The sequence below is a fragment of the Thiorhodococcus minor genome (assembly GCF_010820565.1).
GTDB classification, from domain to species: domain Bacteria; phylum Pseudomonadota; class Gammaproteobacteria; order Chromatiales; family Chromatiaceae; genus Thiorhodococcus; species Thiorhodococcus minor.
In genome coordinates this window covers 1-20,542 of the sequence record NZ_JAAIJQ010000051.1, presented here as the reverse complement: position 1 = coordinate 20,542, position 20,542 = coordinate 1, and the positions used below count along the sequence as shown (strand labels likewise).

18 protein-coding genes and 2 pseudogenes are annotated in these 20,542 nt (G+C 62.8%); 9 read left to right on the top strand and 11 right to left on the bottom strand.

Annotated features, from left to right (window positions below):
- Nucleotides 1–132: 132 nt before the first annotated feature.
- On the top strand, nt 133–2,538 hold the full coding sequence (gene gyrB, locus G3446_RS16350) for a DNA topoisomerase (ATP-hydrolyzing) subunit B (protein ID WP_164453901.1): 2,406 nt from the start codon (nt 133–135) through the stop codon (nt 2,536–2,538).
- Between the two features lie 511 nt (nt 2,539–3,049).
- On the opposite strand, the gene G3446_RS16345 is transcribed toward gyrB, so the two are convergent.
- The 5 genes and pseudogenes from G3446_RS16345 to glyQ all read right to left on the bottom strand — a co-directional run bounded on the left by G3446_RS16345 (nt 3,050) and on the right by glyQ (nt 7,335).
- Nucleotides 3,050–3,766 carry a lysophospholipid acyltransferase family protein gene (locus G3446_RS16345; protein ID WP_164453900.1) on the bottom strand — a complete coding sequence of 239 codons (717 nt, stop codon included), beginning with the start codon at nt 3,764–3,766 and terminating at the stop codon, nt 3,050–3,052.
- Nucleotides 3,763–4,341: a D-glycero-beta-D-manno-heptose 1,7-bisphosphate 7-phosphatase gene (gene gmhB, locus G3446_RS16340; protein ID WP_164453899.1), complete on the bottom strand. Its 579-nt coding sequence runs from the start codon at nt 4,339–4,341 to the stop codon at nt 3,763–3,765. Before gmhB ends, G3446_RS16345 begins: the two co-directional genes overlap by 4 nt.
- Nucleotides 4,338–6,260: pseudogene (gene glyS / locus G3446_RS16335) on the bottom strand (glycine--tRNA ligase subunit beta); the annotation flags it as partial. The gene gmhB and the pseudogene glyS, both read right to left, overlap by 4 nt.
- A gap of 15 nt (nt 6,261–6,275) precedes the next feature.
- Nucleotides 6,276–6,422, bottom strand: a complete 147-nt coding sequence (locus G3446_RS28990; protein ID WP_342450140.1) for a hypothetical protein — start codon at nt 6,420–6,422, stop codon at nt 6,276–6,278.
- A gap of 7 nt (nt 6,423–6,429) precedes the next feature.
- Nucleotides 6,430–7,335, bottom strand: coding sequence for a glycine--tRNA ligase subunit alpha (glyQ, locus tag G3446_RS16330; protein WP_164453898.1), 906 nt, complete (start codon nt 7,333–7,335; stop codon nt 6,430–6,432).
- 484 nt (nt 7,336–7,819) lie between these two features.
- Here glyQ and G3446_RS16325 point away from each other — a divergent pair, with 484 nt between their 5' ends.
- From G3446_RS16325 to G3446_RS16300, 6 genes are all read left to right on the top strand, one after another.
- Complete coding sequence (locus tag G3446_RS16325) at nt 7,820–8,974, top strand: cation diffusion facilitator family transporter (protein WP_342450139.1); 1,155 nt, start codon at nt 7,820–7,822, stop codon at nt 8,972–8,974.
- A 486-nt stretch (nt 8,975–9,460) separates the two neighbouring features.
- Entirely contained in the window at nt 9,461–10,864 is a 1,404-nt protein-coding gene (gene glnA / locus G3446_RS16320) for a glutamate--ammonia ligase (protein WP_164453896.1), read from the top strand.
- A 124-nt stretch (nt 10,865–10,988) separates the two neighbouring features.
- Nucleotides 10,989–11,570: a DUF4124 domain-containing protein gene (locus G3446_RS16315; protein WP_164453895.1), complete on the top strand. Its 582-nt coding sequence runs from the start codon at nt 10,989–10,991 to the stop codon at nt 11,568–11,570.
- Between the two features lie 278 nt (nt 11,571–11,848).
- A complete protein-coding gene (gene glnL, locus G3446_RS16310) occupies nt 11,849–12,892 on the top strand; it encodes a nitrogen regulation protein NR(II) (RefSeq protein ID WP_280818835.1) in 1,044 nt (347 codons plus the stop codon).
- Nucleotides 12,885–14,312: a nitrogen regulation protein NR(I) gene (gene ntrC, locus G3446_RS16305; protein WP_164453893.1), complete on the top strand. Its 1,428-nt coding sequence runs from the start codon at nt 12,885–12,887 to the stop codon at nt 14,310–14,312. Before glnL ends, ntrC begins: the two co-directional genes overlap by 8 nt.
- Before the next feature lie 259 nt (nt 14,313–14,571).
- Complete coding sequence (locus tag G3446_RS16300; RefSeq protein ID WP_209262470.1) at nt 14,572–14,964, top strand: hypothetical protein; 393 nt, start codon at nt 14,572–14,574, stop codon at nt 14,962–14,964.
- A gap of 273 nt (nt 14,965–15,237) precedes the next feature.
- Here the strand turns inward: G3446_RS16300 and G3446_RS16295 are convergent, their stop codons facing one another.
- The gene (locus tag G3446_RS16295) at nt 15,238–15,462 is read right to left on the bottom strand and encodes a hypothetical protein (protein ID WP_164453891.1); all 225 of its coding nucleotides are present in this window, start codon (nt 15,460–15,462) and stop codon (nt 15,238–15,240) included.
- A gap of 136 nt (nt 15,463–15,598) precedes the next feature.
- Here G3446_RS16295 and G3446_RS16290 point away from each other — a divergent pair, with 136 nt between their 5' ends.
- Nucleotides 15,599–16,081 carry a tRNA (cytidine(34)-2'-O)-methyltransferase gene (locus G3446_RS16290; RefSeq protein ID WP_164453890.1) on the top strand — a complete coding sequence of 161 codons (483 nt, stop codon included), beginning with the start codon at nt 15,599–15,601 and terminating at the stop codon, nt 16,079–16,081.
- A 1-nt stretch (nt 16,082) separates the two neighbouring features.
- Here the strand turns inward: G3446_RS16290 and G3446_RS16285 are convergent, their stop codons facing one another.
- From G3446_RS16285 to G3446_RS16270, 4 genes are all read right to left on the bottom strand, one after another.
- Entirely contained in the window at nt 16,083–17,093 is a 1,011-nt protein-coding gene (locus tag G3446_RS16285) for an NAD(P)H-dependent glycerol-3-phosphate dehydrogenase (RefSeq protein WP_164453889.1), read from the bottom strand.
- Entirely contained in the window at nt 17,090–17,566 is a 477-nt protein-coding gene (gene secB / locus G3446_RS16280) for a protein-export chaperone SecB (protein ID WP_164453888.1), read from the bottom strand. Before secB ends, G3446_RS16285 begins: the two co-directional genes overlap by 4 nt.
- Nucleotides 17,567–17,656: 90 nt before the next feature.
- Nucleotides 17,657–18,085, bottom strand: coding sequence for a rhodanese-like domain-containing protein (locus tag G3446_RS16275; RefSeq protein ID WP_164453887.1), 429 nt, complete (start codon nt 18,083–18,085; stop codon nt 17,657–17,659).
- 223 nt (nt 18,086–18,308) lie between these two features.
- Nucleotides 18,309–18,677: an ArsR/SmtB family transcription factor gene (locus G3446_RS16270; protein ID WP_164453886.1), complete on the bottom strand. Its 369-nt coding sequence runs from the start codon at nt 18,675–18,677 to the stop codon at nt 18,309–18,311.
- Nucleotides 18,678–18,888: 211 nt separating this feature from the next.
- Between G3446_RS16270 and G3446_RS16265 the strand changes: the two genes are divergently transcribed.
- Nucleotides 18,889–20,121 (top strand): murein hydrolase activator EnvC family protein, encoded by a 1,233-nt coding sequence (locus G3446_RS16265; RefSeq protein ID WP_245232551.1) that lies wholly within the window; start codon nt 18,889–18,891, stop codon nt 20,119–20,121.
- A 74-nt stretch (nt 20,122–20,195) separates the two neighbouring features.
- On the opposite strand, the pseudogene G3446_RS16260 reads toward G3446_RS16265, so the two are convergent.
- Nucleotides 20,196–20,542: pseudogene (locus tag G3446_RS16260) on the bottom strand (porin); the annotation flags it as partial.

Genomic DNA, 20,542 nt, shown 5'->3' with positions numbered 1-20,542 from the left:
CATCCGCCGTTCGCCCACACGAGGCCGATCTCATCGCCCCATCCGGCAACATCCTCGCCGGTTGCGCTGATTGCCGTCGGGCTTTTTCGGCGGCCCCTCGTCAATGCTCCATTCACCATTCTTCGACCTCCCATGACGTACGATTCTACGAATATCAAGGTGCTCCGAGGGCTGGATGCTGTTCGCAAGCGCCCCGGGATGTACATCGGCGATACCGACGATGGAACCGGTCTACACCACATGGTGTTTGAGATCGTGGACAACTCCATCGACGAAGCCTTGGCAGGATATTGCTCGAGCATCACTGTCACCCTCCACAGCGATGGCTCAGTCTCCGTTCTCGACGATGGGCGGGGCATCCCCACGGATATCCATGCGGAGGAGAACCGTTCTGCTGCAGAGGTGATCCTCACCGTTCTGCACGCAGGAGGTAAATTCGACGACAACTCCTACAAGGTGTCTGGCGGGCTGCATGGGGTCGGCGTCTCGGTCGTCAATGCCCTTTCCGAGCGCCTCTATCTCAAGATCTACCGCGCCGGATCCCTCTATGAGCAGGAGTATCGACTCGGCGCTCCTCAGTATCCCCTGAGGGTTGTCGGGGAGACCCCCGAGACTGGAACCGAGATTCGCTTCTACCCTTCCTCCGAGATCTTCTCCAATCTCGATTTCCATTACGACATTCTTGCACGTCGCCTGCGCGAGCTTTCCTTCCTGAACTCCGGAGTACGGATCACGCTGAGCGAGGAGGCGTCCGGGCGGAGCGACACCTTCGAGTATCAAGGCGGGATCCGCGCCTTCGTCGAGCACCTCAACAAGAACAAGGAGCCGGTGCATCCCACGGTCATCTACTTCACGGGAGAGCGACAGGGTATCTCCGTCGAGCTGGCGATCCAGTGGAACAATAGTTATCAGGAGACCATCTTCTGCTACACCAATACCATCCCCCAGCGGGATGGTGGCACCCATCTCGCGGGTCTGCGTGCCGCCTTGACCCGGACGCTGAACTCTTACATCGAGCGCGAAGCCTTGGATCGCAATCAAAAGGTGAGGCCTGTCGGCGATGACGCACGCGAAGGCCTGACCGCTGTCCTTTCCGTCAAGGTTCCAGACCCCAAGTTCTCCTCTCAGACGAAAGATAAGCTCGTCTCCTCCGAGGTGAAGGCCGTCGTCGAATCCCTCGTCGTCGAGCATCTCGATCGGTTCCTCGAGGAGCAGCCCGCAGAGGCCAAGGTCATCGCCAACAAGATGCTGGAGGCCGCGCGCGCTCGAGAGGCAGCCAGAAAGGCCAGGGAGATGACGCGCCGCAAGGGTGTCCTGGACGTCGCAGGCCTGCCCGGGAAACTGGCGGATTGCCAGGAGAAGGATCCCGCGCGCTCCGAGCTGTACCTGGTCGAGGGTGATTCCGCTGGCGGCTCGGCGAAGCAGGGACGTGATCGCGCCTTTCAGGCGATTTTGCCCCTGAAAGGAAAGATTCTGAACGTGGAGAAGGCGCGTTTCGACAAGATGCTTTCATCCGCGGAGGTCGGTACGCTGATTACCGCGCTCGGCTGTGGCATCGGTCGCGAGGAGTACAACCCCGACAATCTTCGCTATCACCGTATCATCATCATGACCGATGCGGACGTCGACGGTGCCCACATCCGGACCTTACTGCTCACCTTCTTCTATCGCCAGATGCCAGAGCTGGTGGAGCGTGGGCACATCTACATTGCCCAGCCACCACTCTTCAAGATCAAGCGGGGTAAGCAGGAGGACTATCTGCTCGATGAGTCCGCCTTGAACGGCGCCATGCTGCAAAGTGCCCTCGACGGTGCGGAGCTGCACGTGACTTCGGAGGCCCCACCTTTGGCCAGCACCGCCCTCGAAGCCCTGGCCAAGGACTATCAGATCTCCGTGGCGATCGTGAAGCGATTGGCACCTCGCTACGATGCGGCCTTCTTGGAAGAGCTCGTTCGCTCCGCCCCGGTGACCGATGAGATCCTTGCGGATCCCGATCGGCTCGAAGCCTGGTGCAAGACGATCGAGTCCGGCCTCAACGTCGAGGATTCCATCTCGCTGAGCTATCGTCTGCGCCTCGCGGGGACCTCGTCGGACAAGTCGGCGCATCTCGAGCTAGTGCGCCTCATCCACGGTATCCCGGAGACCCGCATCATCCCACTCGAGCTCTTCCACACGGCTGACTATGTCAAGCTCAGAGAGTTTGGCGAAAAGCTCGAGGGTCTGATTCAGCCGGGTGCCTACGTCCAGAGGGGCGAGCGTCGCAAAGAAATTCGCGATCTCGGGGAGGGCATTCGTTGGCTACTTGCGGAGGCTCAGCGCGGCTATAGCATCCAACGCTACAAGGGCCTTGGCGAGATGAATCCGGAGCAGTTGTGGGAAACCACGATGAACCCAGACTCCCGTCGCCTGTTGCGCGTCACCATTGAGGATGCTGTCGCCGCCGATCAGATCTTCACGACCTTGATGGGGGATCAAGTCGAGCCGCGCCGTTTGTTCATCGAGCGCAACGCCTTGAGCGTGGAGAATTTGGACGTCTGAGACGAATCAGATCGAGCGCTTTCAGTCCTAGGGGCCGGCGCTCGATTCTGTCACCACTCCCTCAAGGCGCTTGGCCAAAAAAGGGAGCTGTCAGCCCCCTGCCTTTAGCGGTCAGCTTTTCGAGATCAGCCAACTCGCCATCCAGTGGGGACCTCTTGGGCTCACATGGGGGGAGGCGTTAGGAAGGGGAAGACGCGACACAAAGCCGCTGGGTGCATGCAGCTGGCGGTTCGCCCCTTCGGCCGGGGGCTTCCGAACAATCAGGTGATTTCCTGAGATGATCCTACCCAGACAGCGCCTCCAGTAGGATGGGCAAAGCCCCTGGCACGCCGGCGCGCATGGGGAAGACGTTTGTGGGGCGTGCCCACCCAGGTCGCTCAGGCGCCCGGACGATGGGCACGCTGCGCTTTGCCCATCGGGGAATCTGTTTCCCGGAAATCACCTTAGTCGACTGCCCATCAACCCACGCCCGACGTTTCCAGCCACCCCCACCATCCTGCGTGGGGCGAAACTAGGCGCTCGGTAGCTCCGCGACCGCTCCTTCGATCCAGTCTTCGGTCATGGCATTGATTTCCGTTGCCTTGCGACCTTGGGTCTCGATAACCGGGCCGACGATCACATCGATTACGCCAGGCCGCTTCACGAAACTGCGCCGTCCCCAGAACACCCCCGCGTTGTGCGCGATCGGAACGACCCGTCGGCCGCTCCGCGCAGCCAAGAGGGCTCCACCGACACCATAGCTATGCCGCGCCCCAGGCGCGACTCGTGTTCCCTCGGGAAAGATGACGACGTTTCGGCCAGAGCCCAGCTGCTCCGTACCTTCCTGAACGAGCCTGGTGATCTCCCGCCGTCCGGCCGAGCGATCGATCGCTATCGGGCCGCATCGCATCAGTGCCCAGCCGAAGAAGGGGATGCGCGTCAGCTCTTGCTTCAGCACCCAGGATTGCTGCTCCGGAAGGATCGCGCGAAAGGCGATGGTTTCCCATGCCGACTGGTGCTTCGAGAGGAGGACGATCGGCTCGTCTGGGAGATGCTCTAGCCCCCTGATCCGATAGCTCAATCCACAGAGTGTCCTGAGCGCCCAGAGATTCGTCAGTCCCCAGTATTTGGCAACGCGATCGCAGCGCGCGAGCGCCGGCCGGATGCTCACCCCAAGTATGATGATCGAGAAAAACAAGCTGGAAAGGATCAGAACCACTTGGTAAAGCAGCGAGCGAAGAAAGATCATAGATATCCTTGATCGGTGAGAAGGGCATGAGCCGCCGCGCCGAGGTCGGCGAAGATAGGGACATCCGCCAGCTCTCGACCTCTCGAGCCCGCGAGCGTCCGCTCGCCCTTGCCGGTCCTGACCAGCCAGGGAGACGCCCCGGCTGCGCGAGCGGCTCTGACGTCGCTGATGGAATCGCCGATGAAAGGGACGGATTCGAGACAGCAGCCGAATCGTCCCGCGATCTCCTCCAGTAGACCAGGCCCCGGCTTGCGGCAACGGCAGCCGGCATCCGGGCCATGCGGGCAGAAGGCGATCAACTCGATCTTCCCGCCTTGTGTCGCTAATAGCGCGTGCAGCTGCCGATGGATCGCGTTGAGCTCGGCATGGGTGAAGAGGCTGCGGGCGAGCCCAGATTGATTGGTCGCCACAGCGACCCGGTATCCCGAGCGTGAGAGCCTGGTGATGGCATCGATACTTCCCGGGATGGGAGTCCATTCCCCGACCGATTTCACGTAGGTATCTGAGTCATGATTGATGACCCCATCCCGGTCTAGGATCACAAGGCGCCCCGCGGAGGATGGGGGCTGCCTCACTGTAGCCTGGAGATGTCCGCGACCTGCAAGAAGAGGCCGGACAACGATTGGAGCAGTCTGATCCGATTGCGCCGCACCGACGCGTCGTCCGCCATGACCATCACCTCGTCGAAGAAGCGATCGACATCCTCCCTGAGGCCCGCGAGGGTTCCGAGCACGCCCACGTAATCCCGCTCTGTCACCAGTGGTGCGATCTCGGATTCGAGTGCCTTGATCCGGGCCGCGAGCTGAACCTCGGCAGCGTCGCCGAGGAGATCTTCATCCACGGCACCTGCGTCCCCCGGTCCGACTTCCGCCTTCGCCAGGATATTTCGAATCCGCTTGTTGGCGGCAGCCAGCCTCTCCGCCGCCGGCAGCTGGCGGAACTCCGCGACGGCCTTGACGCGGCGATCCAAATCCCAGGTGTTGGTCACGCCAGTCTCGATGACCGCCTCGACGCTATCGAAGGACACGCCCTGGTCCCCGTAATAGCCGCGCAGCCGATCCGTCGTGTACCCGAGCACGGTCTCGACGACATCTTCGCCCAGCAGACCTGCCGGGAAGCCACGCGCGGCCTTGCGCAGAAGTGCCGCGAGATCCAGATCGAGCGGCGTCTCGATCAGTAGGCGCAGCACTGCGATCGATGAACGCCTCAGCCCATAGGGGTCCTTGGTCCCGGTCGGCTTGAGCCCGATTCCGAAGACGCCGACCAAGGTATCGAGCCGGTCGGCGAGCGCGAGCGCGATCCCGCAAGGGGTGACTGGCAACCGATCTCCCGCGAAGCGCGGCATGTACTGCTCTTCCATCGCCGCGCAAACACAGGGATCTTCGCGAGCGCGCTCGGCGTAGTAACGCCCCATGGTGCCTTGAAGGCTCGGGAACTCGAACACCATGGCGCTCACGAGATCGCACTTGGCTAGATGAGCCGCTCGCTCGATCAGACTGGCGTCTGTCCCCAAGACACCGGCCAGCTCAACGCCCAGCTGTGCAACCCTGCGACTCTTCTCGGCGAGGGTCCCGAGCTTATCCTGGAAGACAACGCTCTCGAGCCGCGGGGCGAGATCGGCCAGCGGCTGCTTCAGATCCTGCGACCAAAAGAAGGCGGCATCCTCGAAGCGCGGTCGGATGACCCGCTCGTTGCCGGCCTTGACCTGATCCGGCTCACGGCTGGCGATGTTCGCGACCGCGATGAACTGCGACCGCAGAGCCCCCGTCTCGTCTTCAAGCGGGAAGTACTTTTGGTTGCTCTGCATCGTTTCGATGAGCACCTCGGGCGGGATGTCGAGGAAGCGCTCGTCAAAGCTGCACAGCAGAGGCTGCGGCCATTCGACCAAGGCTGTCACCTCGTCGAGCAGCCCATCCTCGATGCGCGCCTTCAAACCATGCTCCGCGGCGAGCGCCAGGACCTGGCCGCGAATGCGCTCCCGTCTTGCCTCGAACGAAGGCTCGACAAAGCCCTTGGTCCGCAGGGCCTCCGCATAGTCCGTCGCCTGCTCCAGCATGACTGGGCCTGGATGATGAAAGCGGTGTCCAAAGCTATGGTCCAGGGTCTCGACACCGAGGACAGTTCCGGGAAGGCGCTCAGAGCCGAGCCGCATGCAGACCCAGTGGATCGGCCGCACGAATTCTTCCGATCGGTCGCCCCAGCGCATGCGCTTCGGAATGGGCAGTGCCCCTAGGGCGACCTCCGTCATCTCCGGCGCCAGACTCGCCGTCTCCTTGCCGGTTGTGACGCTGCGGTGGGCGAGCCAAGCGCCCTTGTCGCCCTCTTCGCGGCCGAGCGCCTCGATCTCTACACCGCAGGAGCGCGCGAATCCAAGCGCGGCCTTCGTGGGCTGGCCGTCGGCGTCGAATGCCGCCTTGAGCGCGGGTCCTCGCCGCAGGCTTTCCTGATCCGGCTGACGTCGCTCGACGCCGCGGGCCAGCAATGCGAGTCGTCGCGGCGCCGCGAATCCTTAGATGGAATCGAAGGCGATCCCCGGCGTCTGGAGCTGCGACTGAAAGCTATCGACGAATGCCTTCGAGAGCGTCGGGAGTGCGACGGGAGGAAGCTCCTCGGTCCCGATCTCGATGAGTAGGTCAGTGCGTGTGTCCAACATCATCCCCTGGTCAAGACTGCAGCATGGGAAAACCCAGCGCTTCCCGCTTTTCGTAGTAGGCCTGGGCGACGGCCCGTGACAAGGTCCGCACCCGCAAGATGAATCTCTGCCGCTCGGTCACCGAGATCGCGCCCCTTGCATCCAGCAGATTGAAGGTGTGGGATGCCTTGAGGACCTGCTCGTAAGCCGGCAGGGGGAGTCCTCGCTCGACGAGCTCGGCGCCGATGCGCTCGCAGGTGTCGAACTGGTGGAAGAGCGCATCCGTATCCGCGATCTCGAAGTTGTAGGTGGATTGCTCGACTTCATTCTGATGGAAGACGTCCCCGTAGGTGACGACGGACCCTGAGCCTCGACTCCACACCAGGTCGTAGACGCTCTCCACCTCCTGGAGATACATCGCGATGCGCTCAAGACCATAGGTGATCTCGCCGGTCACAGGGCGACAATCGAGCCCACCGACCTGCTGGAAGTAGGTGAACTGCGTGACTTCCATGCCGTTGAGCCAGACCTCCCAGCCGAGGCCCCAGGCCCCGAGCGTCGGGGATTCCCAGTTGTCCTCGACGAAACGGATGTCGTGAACTAGAGGATCGATCCCGAGCCGCTCGAGTGACCCGAGATAGAGGTCCTGGATCTCGAGCGGCGACGGCTTCAAGACCACCTGGTATTGGTAGTAGTGCTGCAGCCGGTTGGGATTGTCCCCATAGCGGCCGTCGGTCGGCCGGCGCGAGGGCTGGACGTAGGCGCTGCGCCAAGGCTCCGGCCCGATGGAGCGCAGAAAGGTGGATGGGTGAAAGGTTCCAGCCCCGACTTCCATATCATAGGGTTGAACGACGACGCACCCATGCTCGGCCCAATAGCGCTCCAGCGCGAAGATAAGACCTTGAAAGGTCGAGAGGTCCTCCGATTCGAGACTCAAAATGGACTCCTGCGACGAGGTGATGAGTAAAACCCGACAGTATATTCGGTCGGCGCATTCGCTGCCGGGGCGTGGCGCGGCAGCGCAGCATCTGGGATCCGGCTTGCGCATCCGAATCTTTTGATCTCGGGGCGAGCTGGGTGTCCTGTCTTGCGAGCGCAGGTCTTGGCCATCGTTTGGTCCGGCGTCCGCTCCATCTGCCACTTCTGACGCGGGACGCCCGGCCGTGCTTCGCTCGTTACCCAGGCCGCAGCCCAGGAATCCAGCCCAGCCGCTCTTGCGGTCCGTCGCGCGACGCGATGCTGGAGCCTGGGAGCCAGAAGAAAGTGAGGGCCAAAGGATGATCGACGCCCGAGCGCACACCTGGCCTTGCCGGGCGCATCGGCGCGCCTCCCGAGGAGCCAAGCGCTTTCCGGCCGACTTTGGGCAATGCTCCTGGCGTATACTGAACGGCTGTCCGGTGCGCATCAATGGAGCCTTCGACGTGACCTCCGATCAACCTTCGTCCATCGACCGCAGCAAAGCGGTGACCCGAACCGCGGTCGTGGGTGCGGTGGTGAATCTACTCTTGTCGGCCGTCAAGATCATTGCCGGCATACTGGGTCACTCTCAGGCCCTGGTCGCCGACGGACTCCACTCGCTCTCCGATCTCCTATCCGACATCCTGGTGCTCTTCGCCGGGCATCACGCCAACCAAGGACCGGACCAGAGCCACCCTTATGGCCATGCCCGATACGAGACGGTTGCAACCCTGGTCCTCGGCTTTCTGCTCCTCGCCGTCGCCCTTGGTATCGGTTGGGATGCCGCCAAGAGGCTCTTCAACCCAACCGAGCTGCTTAGGCCGGATGCCCTCGCAATGGCCGCCGCACTGCTTTCGATCGGTGCCAAGGAGTGGCTCTATTGGTGGACGCTGGGTTATGCCAAGCGGGTCCGCTCGGATCTCCTGCGGGCCAATGCTTGGCATCACCGGACAGACGCGGTTTCCTCCATCGTCGTCCTGGTCGGCATTGTCGGTACCATGGCGGGACTTCCCTATCTGGATGCCATCGCCGCGGTTATCGTGGCCCTCATGATCGCCAAGATCGCCTGGGAGCTCGGCTGGGAGGCGACCAACGAGCTCGTGGATACCGGATTGGAGTCCGAGCGTCTCGCGGAGGTGACGGAGACCATCCGCTCCGTTGGCGGCGTCCGCGACATCCACATGCTGCGGACGCGCCGCTCAGGCGGCCAGGCGTCGGCTGACGTGCACGTCCTGGTCGATCCCGACATAAGTGTCTCGGAGGGTCACATGATCAGCGTCCTGGTCGAGCAGCGTCTGAAGCGGGAGATCGACGAGATGACGGATGTGACCGTCCATATCGACCCCGAGGACGACGAGATCGCCCCAGCATGCCCGTCGCTCCCCCTGCGCGCCGAGGCACTCGCGCGGCTGGCATCGCATTGGTCTGGAATCCCGGCGGCCAACGAGCGTCAGCGCATCATCTTGCACTACCTTGCTTGCAGCATCGACGTGGATGTCTACTTCCCGATCACGGCTTGCCTGCGCGAGGGAGCGGACCCACAAGGGCTGCGTGACGCCCTGCAGGAGGCATTGGAGCAGGATGCCGCCTTTCGGCAGATTCGCGTCTACTTCGGCTGATAGCTGCGCTGATATGGTGCGTAATGCTTGTTGGCGCATCTATTTGGTGCGTTTTGCCCGGCGTCCTTACGACTTATGGGTGCGATCACTCGTACCCGAATCCTTCGGGAAGGCCGCAGTGACGACGCGCCCATCTCTGGATCGACAGCAACTCTTTGTCTAAGCGAATTTTTTCCTCATCCCAGCTGAATCATGCCCGCGCTTGAGGCGGGTGCCATCCCCTCGACGCCCGCTGGCGTATTCGTTGCATGCGCGCTGCGAGGCAGTGAATGCGCTATCCGATTCCGCATGCCCCGACCCAAGCGTCGGGGCATCATTCCATGCCTTGCAGGATTCGTGAGGTTGTTTTGACGAATCGTGCAGCGCGATCCACGACCTGGTACTCTCCGGCGCCGAATGCGTGGGCTGCGGGCGATTTCGTCGTCCGAGGCGGCGCGTCGGACTCAGCCGGTCCAGCTTTGTAGAAACAGCATCGGAGACTATTCAATGACTGATGTCATTAAGATGATCAAAGACAATGAAGTGAAGTTCGTCGATCTTCGCTTCACGGATACTCGCGGCAAGGAGCAGCATGTCTCCATGCCTGCAACCGTGGTCGATGAGGATCTCTTCAAGGACGGCAAGATGTTCGACGGCTCTTCGATCTCCGGCTGGAAGGGCATCGAGGCGTCCGACATGGTCCTGATGCCAGAGGCAGATACGGCCGTCATGGATCCCTTCTCCGACGAGAACACCCTGATCATCCGCTGCGACATCCTCGAGCCCGAGACCATGACCGGCTACGAGCGCGATCCCCGCTCGCTGGCCAAGCGGGCCGAGGCCTACATGAAGTCGACCGGCGTCGCCGACACCGCCTTCTTCGGTCCCGAGCCAGAGTTCTTCGTCCTCGACGACGTCCGTTGGGGCGCGGACATGGGCGGCGCCTTCTACAAGGTCGATTCCGAAGAGGCTGGCTGGAACTCCGAGCGCGTCTTCCCCGATGGCAACATGGGTCACCGTCCCGGCGTCAAGGGCGGTTACTTCCCGGTCCCGCCGGTCGATTCCCTGAACGACCTGCGCGCGGCCATGTGTCTGACGCTCGAAGAGATGGGCGTTCCGGTCGAGGTGCACCACCATGAGGTCGCAACCGCCGGACAATGCGAGATCGGCACCAAATTCGACACCCTGGTCGCCCGCGCCGACCAGAATCAGATCCTCAAGTACGTCATCCACAATGTGGCGCATGCCTACGGCAAGACCGTCACCTTCATGCCCAAGCCTCTGGTCGGTGACAACGGAAACGGCATGCACGTTCACCAGTCCCTGAGCAAGGATGGCCAGAACCTCTTCGCTGGTGACAAGTACGGTGGTCTCTCCGACACCGCGCTCTATTACATCGGTGGCATCGTCAAGCACGCGCGCGCACTGAACGCGCTGACCAACGCCTCGACCAACTCCTACAAGCGGCTGGTCCCAGGTTTCGAGGCCCCGGTCATGCTGGCCTACTCGGCGCGCAACCGCTCCGCATCCATCCGCATCCCGCACTGCGCCAGCCCCAAGGGTCGTCGTATCGAGGTCCGCTTCCCGGATTCCATGGGCAACCCCTATCTGTCGTTCGCTGCAATGATGATGGCTGGTCTGGACGGCATCCAGAACAAGATCCATCCGGGCGATGCGATGGACAAGGACCTCTACGATCTGCCCCCGGAAGAGGCCAAGTCGATCCCGACAGTTTGCTCCTCCTTTGAGATGGCGCTCGAGTCGCTGGATAAGGACCGCGACTTCCTGACTGCCGGCGGCGTCTTTACCGATGACCTCATCGACGCCTACATCGCGCTCAAGATGGATGAAGTCACGCGTTTGCGCATGACGACTCACCCCGTCGAGTTCGATATGTACTACAGTCTGTAAGGCGGACCAGCCTCTAAGGGCAACGCGGTCGCGCAGGATCCTCCGGCCGCAGGCGCAGGGAAGCGCCTGCCCTCACAGGCTTCTCTTCCTCCATCCAATTGCTGCAGCGTCTGCTGCTTGCAGATTGTCGGCCGAACGGCACCCCCATCCTGTTGTTCTGGCGATTGGCGTCGATTATGCTCTCGCTATGATCAGACCATGCTTGATCATCGCCGCCATTTTGGCCCCGTCCGTCGGCTCCGCCGAGATCTATCGCTGGGTTGATGAAGCTGGACGGGTGCACTTCTCCGATCGCTGGAATCAAGGCTCTGAGAAGGTCTCGACTGCGCCCAAGACTGATGCGGATGCTCCCGCACCTGCTCTCCCCCAGCCGGATTCTCCAGATGTCGAATTTCTCGGCCCCTATTCGGCGCTCGACATCATCGCTCCTGCCGCCAATGAGACCCTGACACAGCAAGACGCTGGCTTGCCCGTGAGCCTGATGGTCAATCCTTCCCTCATGGAAGGGCACCAGATGGCGATCCTGCTGGACGAGGCCCCTTTGACCGTCGCCAGTGGTGCGACGCAATTTCGGCTGACCGGCACCGCCCTTGGCAGTCACCGTCTGCAGGTCCGCGTCACGGGTGAGAATGGCAGCGTCGTCGCCCAGTCCGCACCGCGCCGATTCCACGTTCGAAAACCAGACGAGCCGGGACAGTTGCGCTGATCCCGTCCCGGACGGGCGCCTGAGCCCGCACAACTCCTGATTGCGCGTTGTGAGCAAGCTCGGACGCGTTGCCAGCTAATTCTGGTACTTTTATTGCCTTCCGTGACTGGCCAGGGCTCGCCTAGCTCAGGATTGTGCCCTGCGCCTTGCCGCGCGATCGTCGTCGACCGTGGCGATTCGGCGCGCTTGGCGATGGCGTCAACGACCCAAACAATGCAGTCACCTCATTTGGAATCAGCTCGATGACGACTCTAGCGGCCACTCCGGCTCTTGAGCGGATGATTCTCGATCATCTGAACACCGCCGTCATGTTGTTCGACAAGCACTTATATCTGAAGTACATCAACCCAGGGGCGGAGGTTCTGTTCGAAGTCAGCTCCCGGCACCTCGTTGGACAGCATGTTTCCGCCGTACTTCCCTGTCCGGACGATCATGCGGAAAAGCGGCTGACAGAGGCCATGACGTCACGTCATCCTTTCACCGAGCGCGAGATCAATGTCCGGGTAGCGGATGCGCGCACCAAAACGGTGAACTGCACCGTGCTTCCCTTGCACCATTTCGATGCGGACGCGGAGATCCTGGTCGAGCTCTATCAGGTCGATCGTCAGCTCCGTATCACCCGTGAGGAGCAGCTTCTCTCGCAGCATCAGGCGACTCAAGCCCTGATTCGCGGTCTCGCGCATGAGATCAAGAATCCGCTCGGCGGGCTGCGCGGCGCCGCGCAGCTGCTCGAGCGGGAGCTTCCCGATCCCTCCCTGCGCGAGTACACCCGCATCATCATCGACGAGGCGGATCGTCTGCAGTCTCTGATGAATCGGATGATCGGACCGAATCTCATGCCCCGCCGCGCGCGGGTGAACATCCACGACGTCCTCGAGTATGTACGTGGCCTCATCTTGGCCGAATTCCCCCGCGGCCCGGCGGTCATCCGCGACTATGATCCGAGCATCCCCGACTTCATCGCCGACCAGGAGCGGCTGATCCAGGCCTTTCTCAACATCGTCCGCAATGCGGCTGCCGCCGCGGGCGTCCGAGGTCACGTCGAGCTGAAGACGCGGGTGCTGCGTCAATTCACCATCGGAAATCGCCGCCATCGCCTGGTTCTTCAGGCCCAGGTTCGGGACGACGGCCCCGGGATTCCGGACGAGCTCCGCGATCAGATCTTCTTCCCGATGGTATCCGGACATCAGGGCGGCACCGGACTGGGGCTGCCGATCGCGCAGGAGCTGATCAACCAGCATGCGGGCCTGATCGAATGCGAGAGTCGTCCCGGCGAGACGACCTTCTTCGTCTATCTGCCCTTGGAGCGAGAAGATGCATAGGGAGCCGAACGTCTGGGTCATCGACGATGACCGCTCGATCCGTTGGGTGCTGGATCGCGCACTCCGCAAGGCCGAGATGAACGTCACCTGCTTCTCCAATGGTGTCGGCGTCATGGAAGCGCTGCAGCGCGAGCAGCCGGACGTCATCCTCACCGACATCCGCATGCCGGGGATCGATGGGCTAGAGCTGCTGCGCCAAGTCTCGGATCGCTACCCGGGGCTTCCGGTCATCATCATGACCGCCCACTCAGATCTCGACAGTGCGGTCTCGGCATTCCATGGCGGCGCCTTCGAGTATCTGCCCAAGCCCTTCGACCTCGACGAGGCCGTGTCGCAGGTGACGCGCGCCTGTCGGCGCGGTCGCGACGATCGCGCGGAGGAGGCCACAGTCCCTCAGGGCACGGACATCATCGGCGAGGCCCCCGCCATGCAGGATGTCTTCCGCGCCATCGGGAGGCTCGCCCGCTCCAACATCACGGTGCTGATCAATGGCGAGTCAGGCACCGGAAAAGAGCTGGTCGCCCATGCCTTGCACCGTCACAGCCCGAGGAGCGATGGCCCCTTCATCGCGCTCAATATGGCGGCCATCCCCAGGGATCTCCTGGAGTCCGAGCTCTTCGGCCACGAGCGCGGCTCCTTCACTGGTGCTCAGACGCGTCGCGAAGGGCGTTTCGAGCAGGCCAACGGCGGCACCCTCTTCCTCGACGAGATCGGCGACATGCCGGCCGAGCTGCAGACTCGTCTGCTTCGGGTCTTGGCCGACGGCGAGTTCTATCGCGTCGGCGGCTTGGCCCCGATCAAGGTCGACGTGCGTATCATTGCCGCAACCCACCAGCATCTCGACGAGCTGGTGCGTCAGGGGCGATTCCGCGAAGATCTCTTCCATCGTCTCAATGTCATCCGCATCCAGCTGCCGGCCTTGCGAGACAGACGCGAGGATATCCCCCTGCTCATGCGGCATTTTCTCGCCCAAGCCGCTCAAGAGCTGAGCTGCGAGCCCAAGGTGCTGCTCCAGGATGCCATCGATCACCTCCAGCGCCTGGACTGGCCAGGTAACGTCCGCCAGCTCGAGAACACGGCGCGCTGGGTCACCGTCATGGCGTCCAGCAAGCAGATCCACGCCGAAGATCTGCCGCCCGAGCTGAGTGCGCCGTCCGTCGAGCAGGCGCGCGACGAGCCCTGGGAGAGCGTGTTTCGTCGCTGGGCGCGGAACGCCCTCAAGCAGGGCAACGAGGCCCTGCTCGATACCGCCCTGCCGGCCTTCGAGCAGATCCTCATCCAGACTGCCCTCGAGCACACTGGGGGGCGACGCCAGGAAGCCGCGCGACTTCTGGGGTGGGGGCGCAACACCCTGACGCGTAAAATCAAGGAGCTGCGGTTGGAGGGAGATGGCGAGCGGGAGGACCTGCCGGCCTCCTAGTCCGCCGTTCCATCTTATGCTGCAGGCAGGGGTAACGCCGGGAGTGTTGGCCTCTAGGTCAAGAGGTGTCGGCCTGGAGGCAGACACTCCCAGCACTGATGGCCCCCACATCAATGCTGGGATCGCAACCTAGCGCGATAGCACACTGAGAGTGAAGCGCGGTCCTAGCGCTAGTGGCTCGGCCCATCATCGGCCGCTGCGCTCGCCTCCGACGTGGAATGAGCCAGCTGATGTCATTGAGGAAATTTGCGTGGATACGATGAGCGTTGACCTAAGAGACTCGGAAATCTCCGACATCAGGCTTGCGGAGGGTCGCTTCGAGCTGACCTTCGCGCGGGCCTATCTCATCAAGACGATGACCGGCTCGTTGGAAAAGACGCGCTGGTGGCAGGCGGGCGTCTTGGTGATCGACGAGGCGGAGGCCGAAGTCCCTGTGCCGACGGGTCCGCAAGTCTGTGCGGGTGGCGATATCGAGGACAACATCTACACCTATCGCGACATGATTCCGGTCCCCCTGGAGAGTCGCGGAAGGGTCGGCTGCCGCTTGCAGCTGCAAGGAATGGAGGCCTCGCTGATCGTGAGTGGGGCCGCAATTCGCCTGGAGATGAAGGATACCCCGAAGTACATCGAGCACATCCGCCCGGACGCTTAGGGGCTAAGGCGATTTCTGTCAATTCCCATACCATCTGGCTTGTCTTGACGCCCGCCTTCTGTGTCGCCCCGCCAGTCACATCGCCCAGCGATGCTCCTGGCGGCGCTCCTTGAAGGCGGACCTCAATCCGGCGCCACCTGGTATAAGAATTTCCGGCAATCGCCTTAGGGGTCTAGCGGCACGCGCGAGGTGCCGGACATGAAAAAGCCCGCGATGGCGCGGGCTTCGTCTGCTCAGGAGAGCCTCTTCAGGAAGAGGTCGCCCAATCAGCCCTCAGACACGGGCGGACCCGACGATCTCGTGGGCGAGATCGACGACGCGATTCGCCATATCCATGTACTCTTGGCGATAGTTCGCGAGCATGCCGTCGGACGACGCCCAATAGTCTTTGCCCGAGACGCCATTTTGGTGCTCGTAATCGATGAACTGTTTTTGCATCTCGAGCATCTTGTCGATCAGTTCCTGCTTCTCTTTTTTCAGCGCGGCGATATCGCTCATGAAGGTGTCCCCCCCATCATAAAGTGGGCTGATGATGCAATAGGTTTTCAGTAGATACTGATCTCTTAATATAGCACGCAACTGGGAAAAGCGGTCAACAGATCCGCCAGCGAGCGTCAAGTCAAAGACCAACACGATGTTCGAGCTGATTCTCTACGAGCCTGAAATCCCGCCCAACACGGGCAACGTGATGCGACTCGCCGTCAACAGCGGTGCTCGTCTGCACTTGATCGAGCCACTGGGCTTTTCGCTCGATGACCGCTTGCTGCGTCGGGCCGGGCTCGACTACCGCGAGTGGGCAGACGTCCGCGTTCATCAATCGCTCGGCACTTGCTTGGATGCCTTGCAGCAGCCTCGGCTATTCGGCGTCAGCACGCGGGGAGCCCGCTGTTACACAAGGGTTTCCTACCAAGCTGGAGACGCCTTCGTCTTCGGTCCGGAAACGCGGGGCTTGCCGGATGCCGTACTCCAGGGACTGCCGGAGCAGCAGCGCCTCTTCTTGCCCATGCGTCCGGGGAACCGCAGCCTCAACCTCGCGAACACGGTCGCGGTGCTGGCCTACGAGGCTTGGCGGCAACTGGGCTTTCAAGGCGCCCAGGGTCGCCCTGTCGAGCCGTGAGTCAGCCGAACTCGGGCTTTGGCTCGCGCTCCAAGAGGGCGCGTGTGGCCTCCTGAGGCGAGACTTGCTCACAGAGGACCCGATAGACCTGGCTGGCGATCGGCATCTCGATGCCGAGCCGCTCCGAGAGCCGATGAATGGCCTGTGCGGTGATGACTCCCTCGACCTCCTGACCGATGACCGCCTTCGCCTCGTCGACCGACTGGCCGCTCGCAAGTGCCAGGCCCAGCCGGCGATTGCGGGACTGATTGTCCGTACACGTCAGGACGAGATCGCCGATGCCGGCAAGCCCGGTGAAGGTCTCCGGCCGGCCGCCCAAGGCGGTACCTATGCGGATCAGCTCCGCGAGGCCGCGTGTGATGAGTGCCGCTCTCGTGTTCGCGCCGAAGCCCAGGCCGTCGGCGATCCCAGTGGCGATCGCCAGGACATTCTTGGCCGCGCCACAGATCTCCACCCCGATCATGTCCTCGCTGGTGTAGGCGCGGAAGCGACCGCCATGCAGCAGGCGCGCAGTCCGCGTCGCGAAGCGCCCGTCGTTGGATGCGACCGAGACGGCTGTCGGCAGCCCTTTCGCGACCTCGGTGGCGAAGCTGGGGCCGGAGACGACCGCTAGGGGGCGGTTGTCCAGGACCCCTTGCGCGACCGTGTGAAGGAGCTGTCCGGTGGCGGGCTCCAGCCCTTTGGTTGCCCAAGCGACGCCCATCTCCGGCGGCAGCCGCGAGGCCAGCTGAGTCACTACCTGTCTGAACGCGTGACTGGGGACGACGACCAGACAGTCGGTTGCGTCTTCCAGCGCCTCATCCAGCGAATCCGTCGCCATCATGGTGGACGGAAACGGAAAGCCAGGTAGGAACTGGGTGTTTTCGGAATCCCGCCTCAGCGCCTCGACCTGTGCGGCCTCATGCCCCCAGAGCCGAACGCGATGGCCGTTGCGGCAGAGCAGGAGGCCGAGCGCCGTCCCCCAGGAGCCGGGTCCGAGCAGCGCGACCTTGGCGGAGGGCTCTGTGCTCAATGCTGACTCGGCTTCTCGCCGCCTTCACCCTGCGCCGCGGCTTGCTGCTGGTGCTGTGCGAAAAGCGCATCGAAATTGACGTGCTGCAGCACAAGCTGCGGGAAGCTGCCCTTGACGACCAGGTCGGAGACGACTTCGCGCGCATAGGGGAAGAGGAGATTCGGACAGTAGGCGCCGAGCAGCGGGCCGAGCTCCTCTTCCGAGAAGCTCGCGGCGGTGAAGATCCCAGCCTGTTGAACCTCGACGATGAAGGCGGTCTTGTCGCCGACCTTTGCGGAGACCGTGACGTGGAGGACAACCTCGTAGGTGGTCTCGTCCAGCTTGTCGATCTTGGTGTTGAGGTTCAGCTCATGGGTGGGCTTCCATTCGCCGCGAAAGACCTCGGGCGCATTGGGCGATTCGAAAGAGACGTCCTTGGTGTAGACCCGCTGTACTGAGAATTGGCGTTGGTTGCTGTTCTGCTGTTCGGCCATGCCGGCTCCTAAAAGATGGCTAGAGTGAAGAAGGTGACTGGAGTGAAGCGAGTCGCTCGGGCGAGACGACTCGAATCCATGCGCAGCAGGTCATCGCTTCTTGCGCGTCAACGGCAGACTTGCGGCCTCCCAAGCCATGATGCCGCCTTGCAGATTGTAGACTTCCTCGAAGCCAGCCTTGCGGAGCTGGCTGCAGGCCACGGATGACTGGGATCCAGATCGGCAGTTGACGATGATCGGACGCCCCTTGTACTTGCCCAAGGTCGCCATCTGGTTCTTGAAGCCATTCATCGGGAGATTCAGGGCGTTGATGATGTGTCCCTTGGTAAAATCCGCGGCTGGGCGAACGTCGATGACGACCGCGTCGCGGTGGTTCACGAGCTCGGTGGCCTCCAATGGGCCGACGCTTCCCTTGCTGCCAACGATGAGGTTGTATGTCAGCAGCCCGAGAACGACGACAAGGGCCAAGAACAAGAGCCAATGATTTCCAACGAACTCGACAAGCTGGGCTAGGGACATTGGTATGCTGTCTCACTCAGGGTTGTGGCGCCACGCATGGGCTCGGGCATAGATGCGAAGAGGCAGCGCATCGGCGTGGGGACTGCGAACGCAGCTCGAGGCGCCTATGCGGCCCGGGGCTCCAAAGGCGCCGAAGTATAAGGATCGAGGGCTTCGGCGTCACCCTGGCGATCACTGAATCTGGGATGAGTGGAACGCCGAAGACGTGGCGAGCGTTGGACGCCTAGCGCGTGTGGTGGCAGAAGACCTCACGCATCATGCCGATCAGCTGCAGGGTCCTGGAATCGCTGACCCTGTAGTAGACGCGATTCGCATCCTTGCGCGAGGCGAGGATTCCCTTGTCGCGCAGGATGGCGAGGTGCTGGGAGATGTTGCTCTGCGAGGTTCCCACATGGTCGACGATCTCCTGCACGCTGATCTCCTGATCTCCGAGCGTGCAGAGAATCTTCAGCCGCAATGGGTGCGACATGGCCTTAAGAGACCGCGAAGCCCGCTCGATGTCCGCGTCGTCCGCGAAGAGATCGACGTCTCCGCCGCCGCCCTCGGGCAGGTTCAAGACCGGGTGGGAGGGATGCCTGAGGTCGCTTACCATGGAATCGCATCTGATCGACTTATCACCATACAATAATAAACTCTTTCTCCCCGGGTGCGAAGCACTCGCGTCTGCATAACTGCCTGAGTCGTCGGCGCTAGTGCCCGAGGCAGCGGGTATTTCGGGATCTGGAATGGTATCGAGGCTTGGTCTTTCTTCTCGGGCTCGCGCATGCTCCGTCCGAGGCTGGGCGAAGGGAGGCCGCGCCTCATTGCCCGGCCTGATGTCGCATCGCGCGCTCGTTCCCTTTGGCTTGGTCGCGATGCTGCTCTTTGCGCCCGGGCGCGCTCTCGGGGAGGGAGACGTCGATGCCAAGCTCCAGGAGAGCGAGCGCGATCTCGGTAAGATCGAGGGGCGCGTCGACACGCTCATCCGCGAGCTCGGCGAGCGTCGCGAAGACCGCCGATCGCTGATCGCCGAGCTGGAGGCGCTCGAGAAGAATGTCGCCGAGCTCGCCCTGGCCAACCGCGAGCTCGAGCGTCTGGTCGCGGAGCGTCAGGGCGTTGCCACCGAGCTCCGGGCGCGCCAGCGGGAGGAGCGCCGCGTCCTGGCCGAGGAGGTCGATCAGCTCGCCGATCTGCTGCGCACGGCCTATGTCATGGGGCGGGCCGATCGATTGCGGCTGCTGCTGAATCAGGAGGATCCGACCCAGGCGAGCCGCGTCATGTCCTATTTCGCCTATTTCAACCGCGAGCGTCTGCGGCGCATCCTGGGGGTGCAGCGGTCCGCCGCGCGGCTGGCCGCGCTGGCACTCGCCGCCGCGGCCGCGGCGGCGCGGCTCGCCGAGCTCGCGCGCAGTCAAGAAGCGACGCGGCAACAATTGGTCGCGGCGAAGGAGCAGCGCGCCGAGGTCCTCGCGCAGCTCGAGGCGACCATCCAGAGCCGCAGCGAGACGCTCGACGTCCTGAATCAAGACGCGGAATCCCTGAAGCTGTTGATCAAGCATCTGCGCCAGAGGGCGCAGATCAGCGCCGAGCTGGATATCGACCACGATCCCTTCCCGGCGCGCAAAGGCCGCTTGGCCTGGCCGATTCTCGAGGGCCGCATCCTCGCCGGCTTCGGGACGCGCAAGGAAGACTCGGATCTGGACTGGGATGGCGTCCTGCTCGCCGCGGAAGAGGGCGAGGAGGTCAAGGCCGTGAGCGACGGGCGCGTGCTCTATGCCGACTGGCTGCGTGGCTTCGGCCTTCTCATCGTGCTCGACCACGGCGACGGCTACATGACGCTCTATGGCCACAACGAGGCCCTGCTGCGGGAGGTCGGCGAGTGGGTCTCGACCGGCGAGCCGATCGCGCTCACGGGAAATAGCGGCGGGCGCGCCGAGCCCGTTCTCTACTTCGCCGTCCGCAAGGACGGTCGGCCACAAGACCCGGCCAAGTGGTGTGCGGGACCGAGCCGCCATCGCGCGCAGCTCGACGCTGGGCGGAGGGACTTACGCCTCTAGAACGGCAGAGCGAGTCTTGCCCGAGGCGCCGGTGCGTCCGTGCATAGCCGGCTCCTCGGGCATAGGCCGGTAGGCTAGGGGGCGCCGAAGTCGTAGCGCAGACCGACCGCGAAGACCTGGCCGCCGCTGCAGCTCCAGCAGGTCTCGGCGAGACCACCATACTTCGTCGTAATGGCGGCGGTTTCTTCCTCGCTGTAGACCTCGGCGAAGAATTTCAGGTCGTCGCGATGCCGATAGTCGTAGCCGAGGTGGTAGATGGTCTCGCCGTAGTTGTCGACGTCGGCGATCATGCCCTTGATGGTGTGCTTGCCGATGTTATAGCCGGCATAGAAGTTCATGGCCGCGTCGCCGTCGGCGCCGTAGCCGCTGTCGATCTTGCTGTCGTGCTGCTCGTACTTGGCGCCGACGTAGAGGGCGTCGG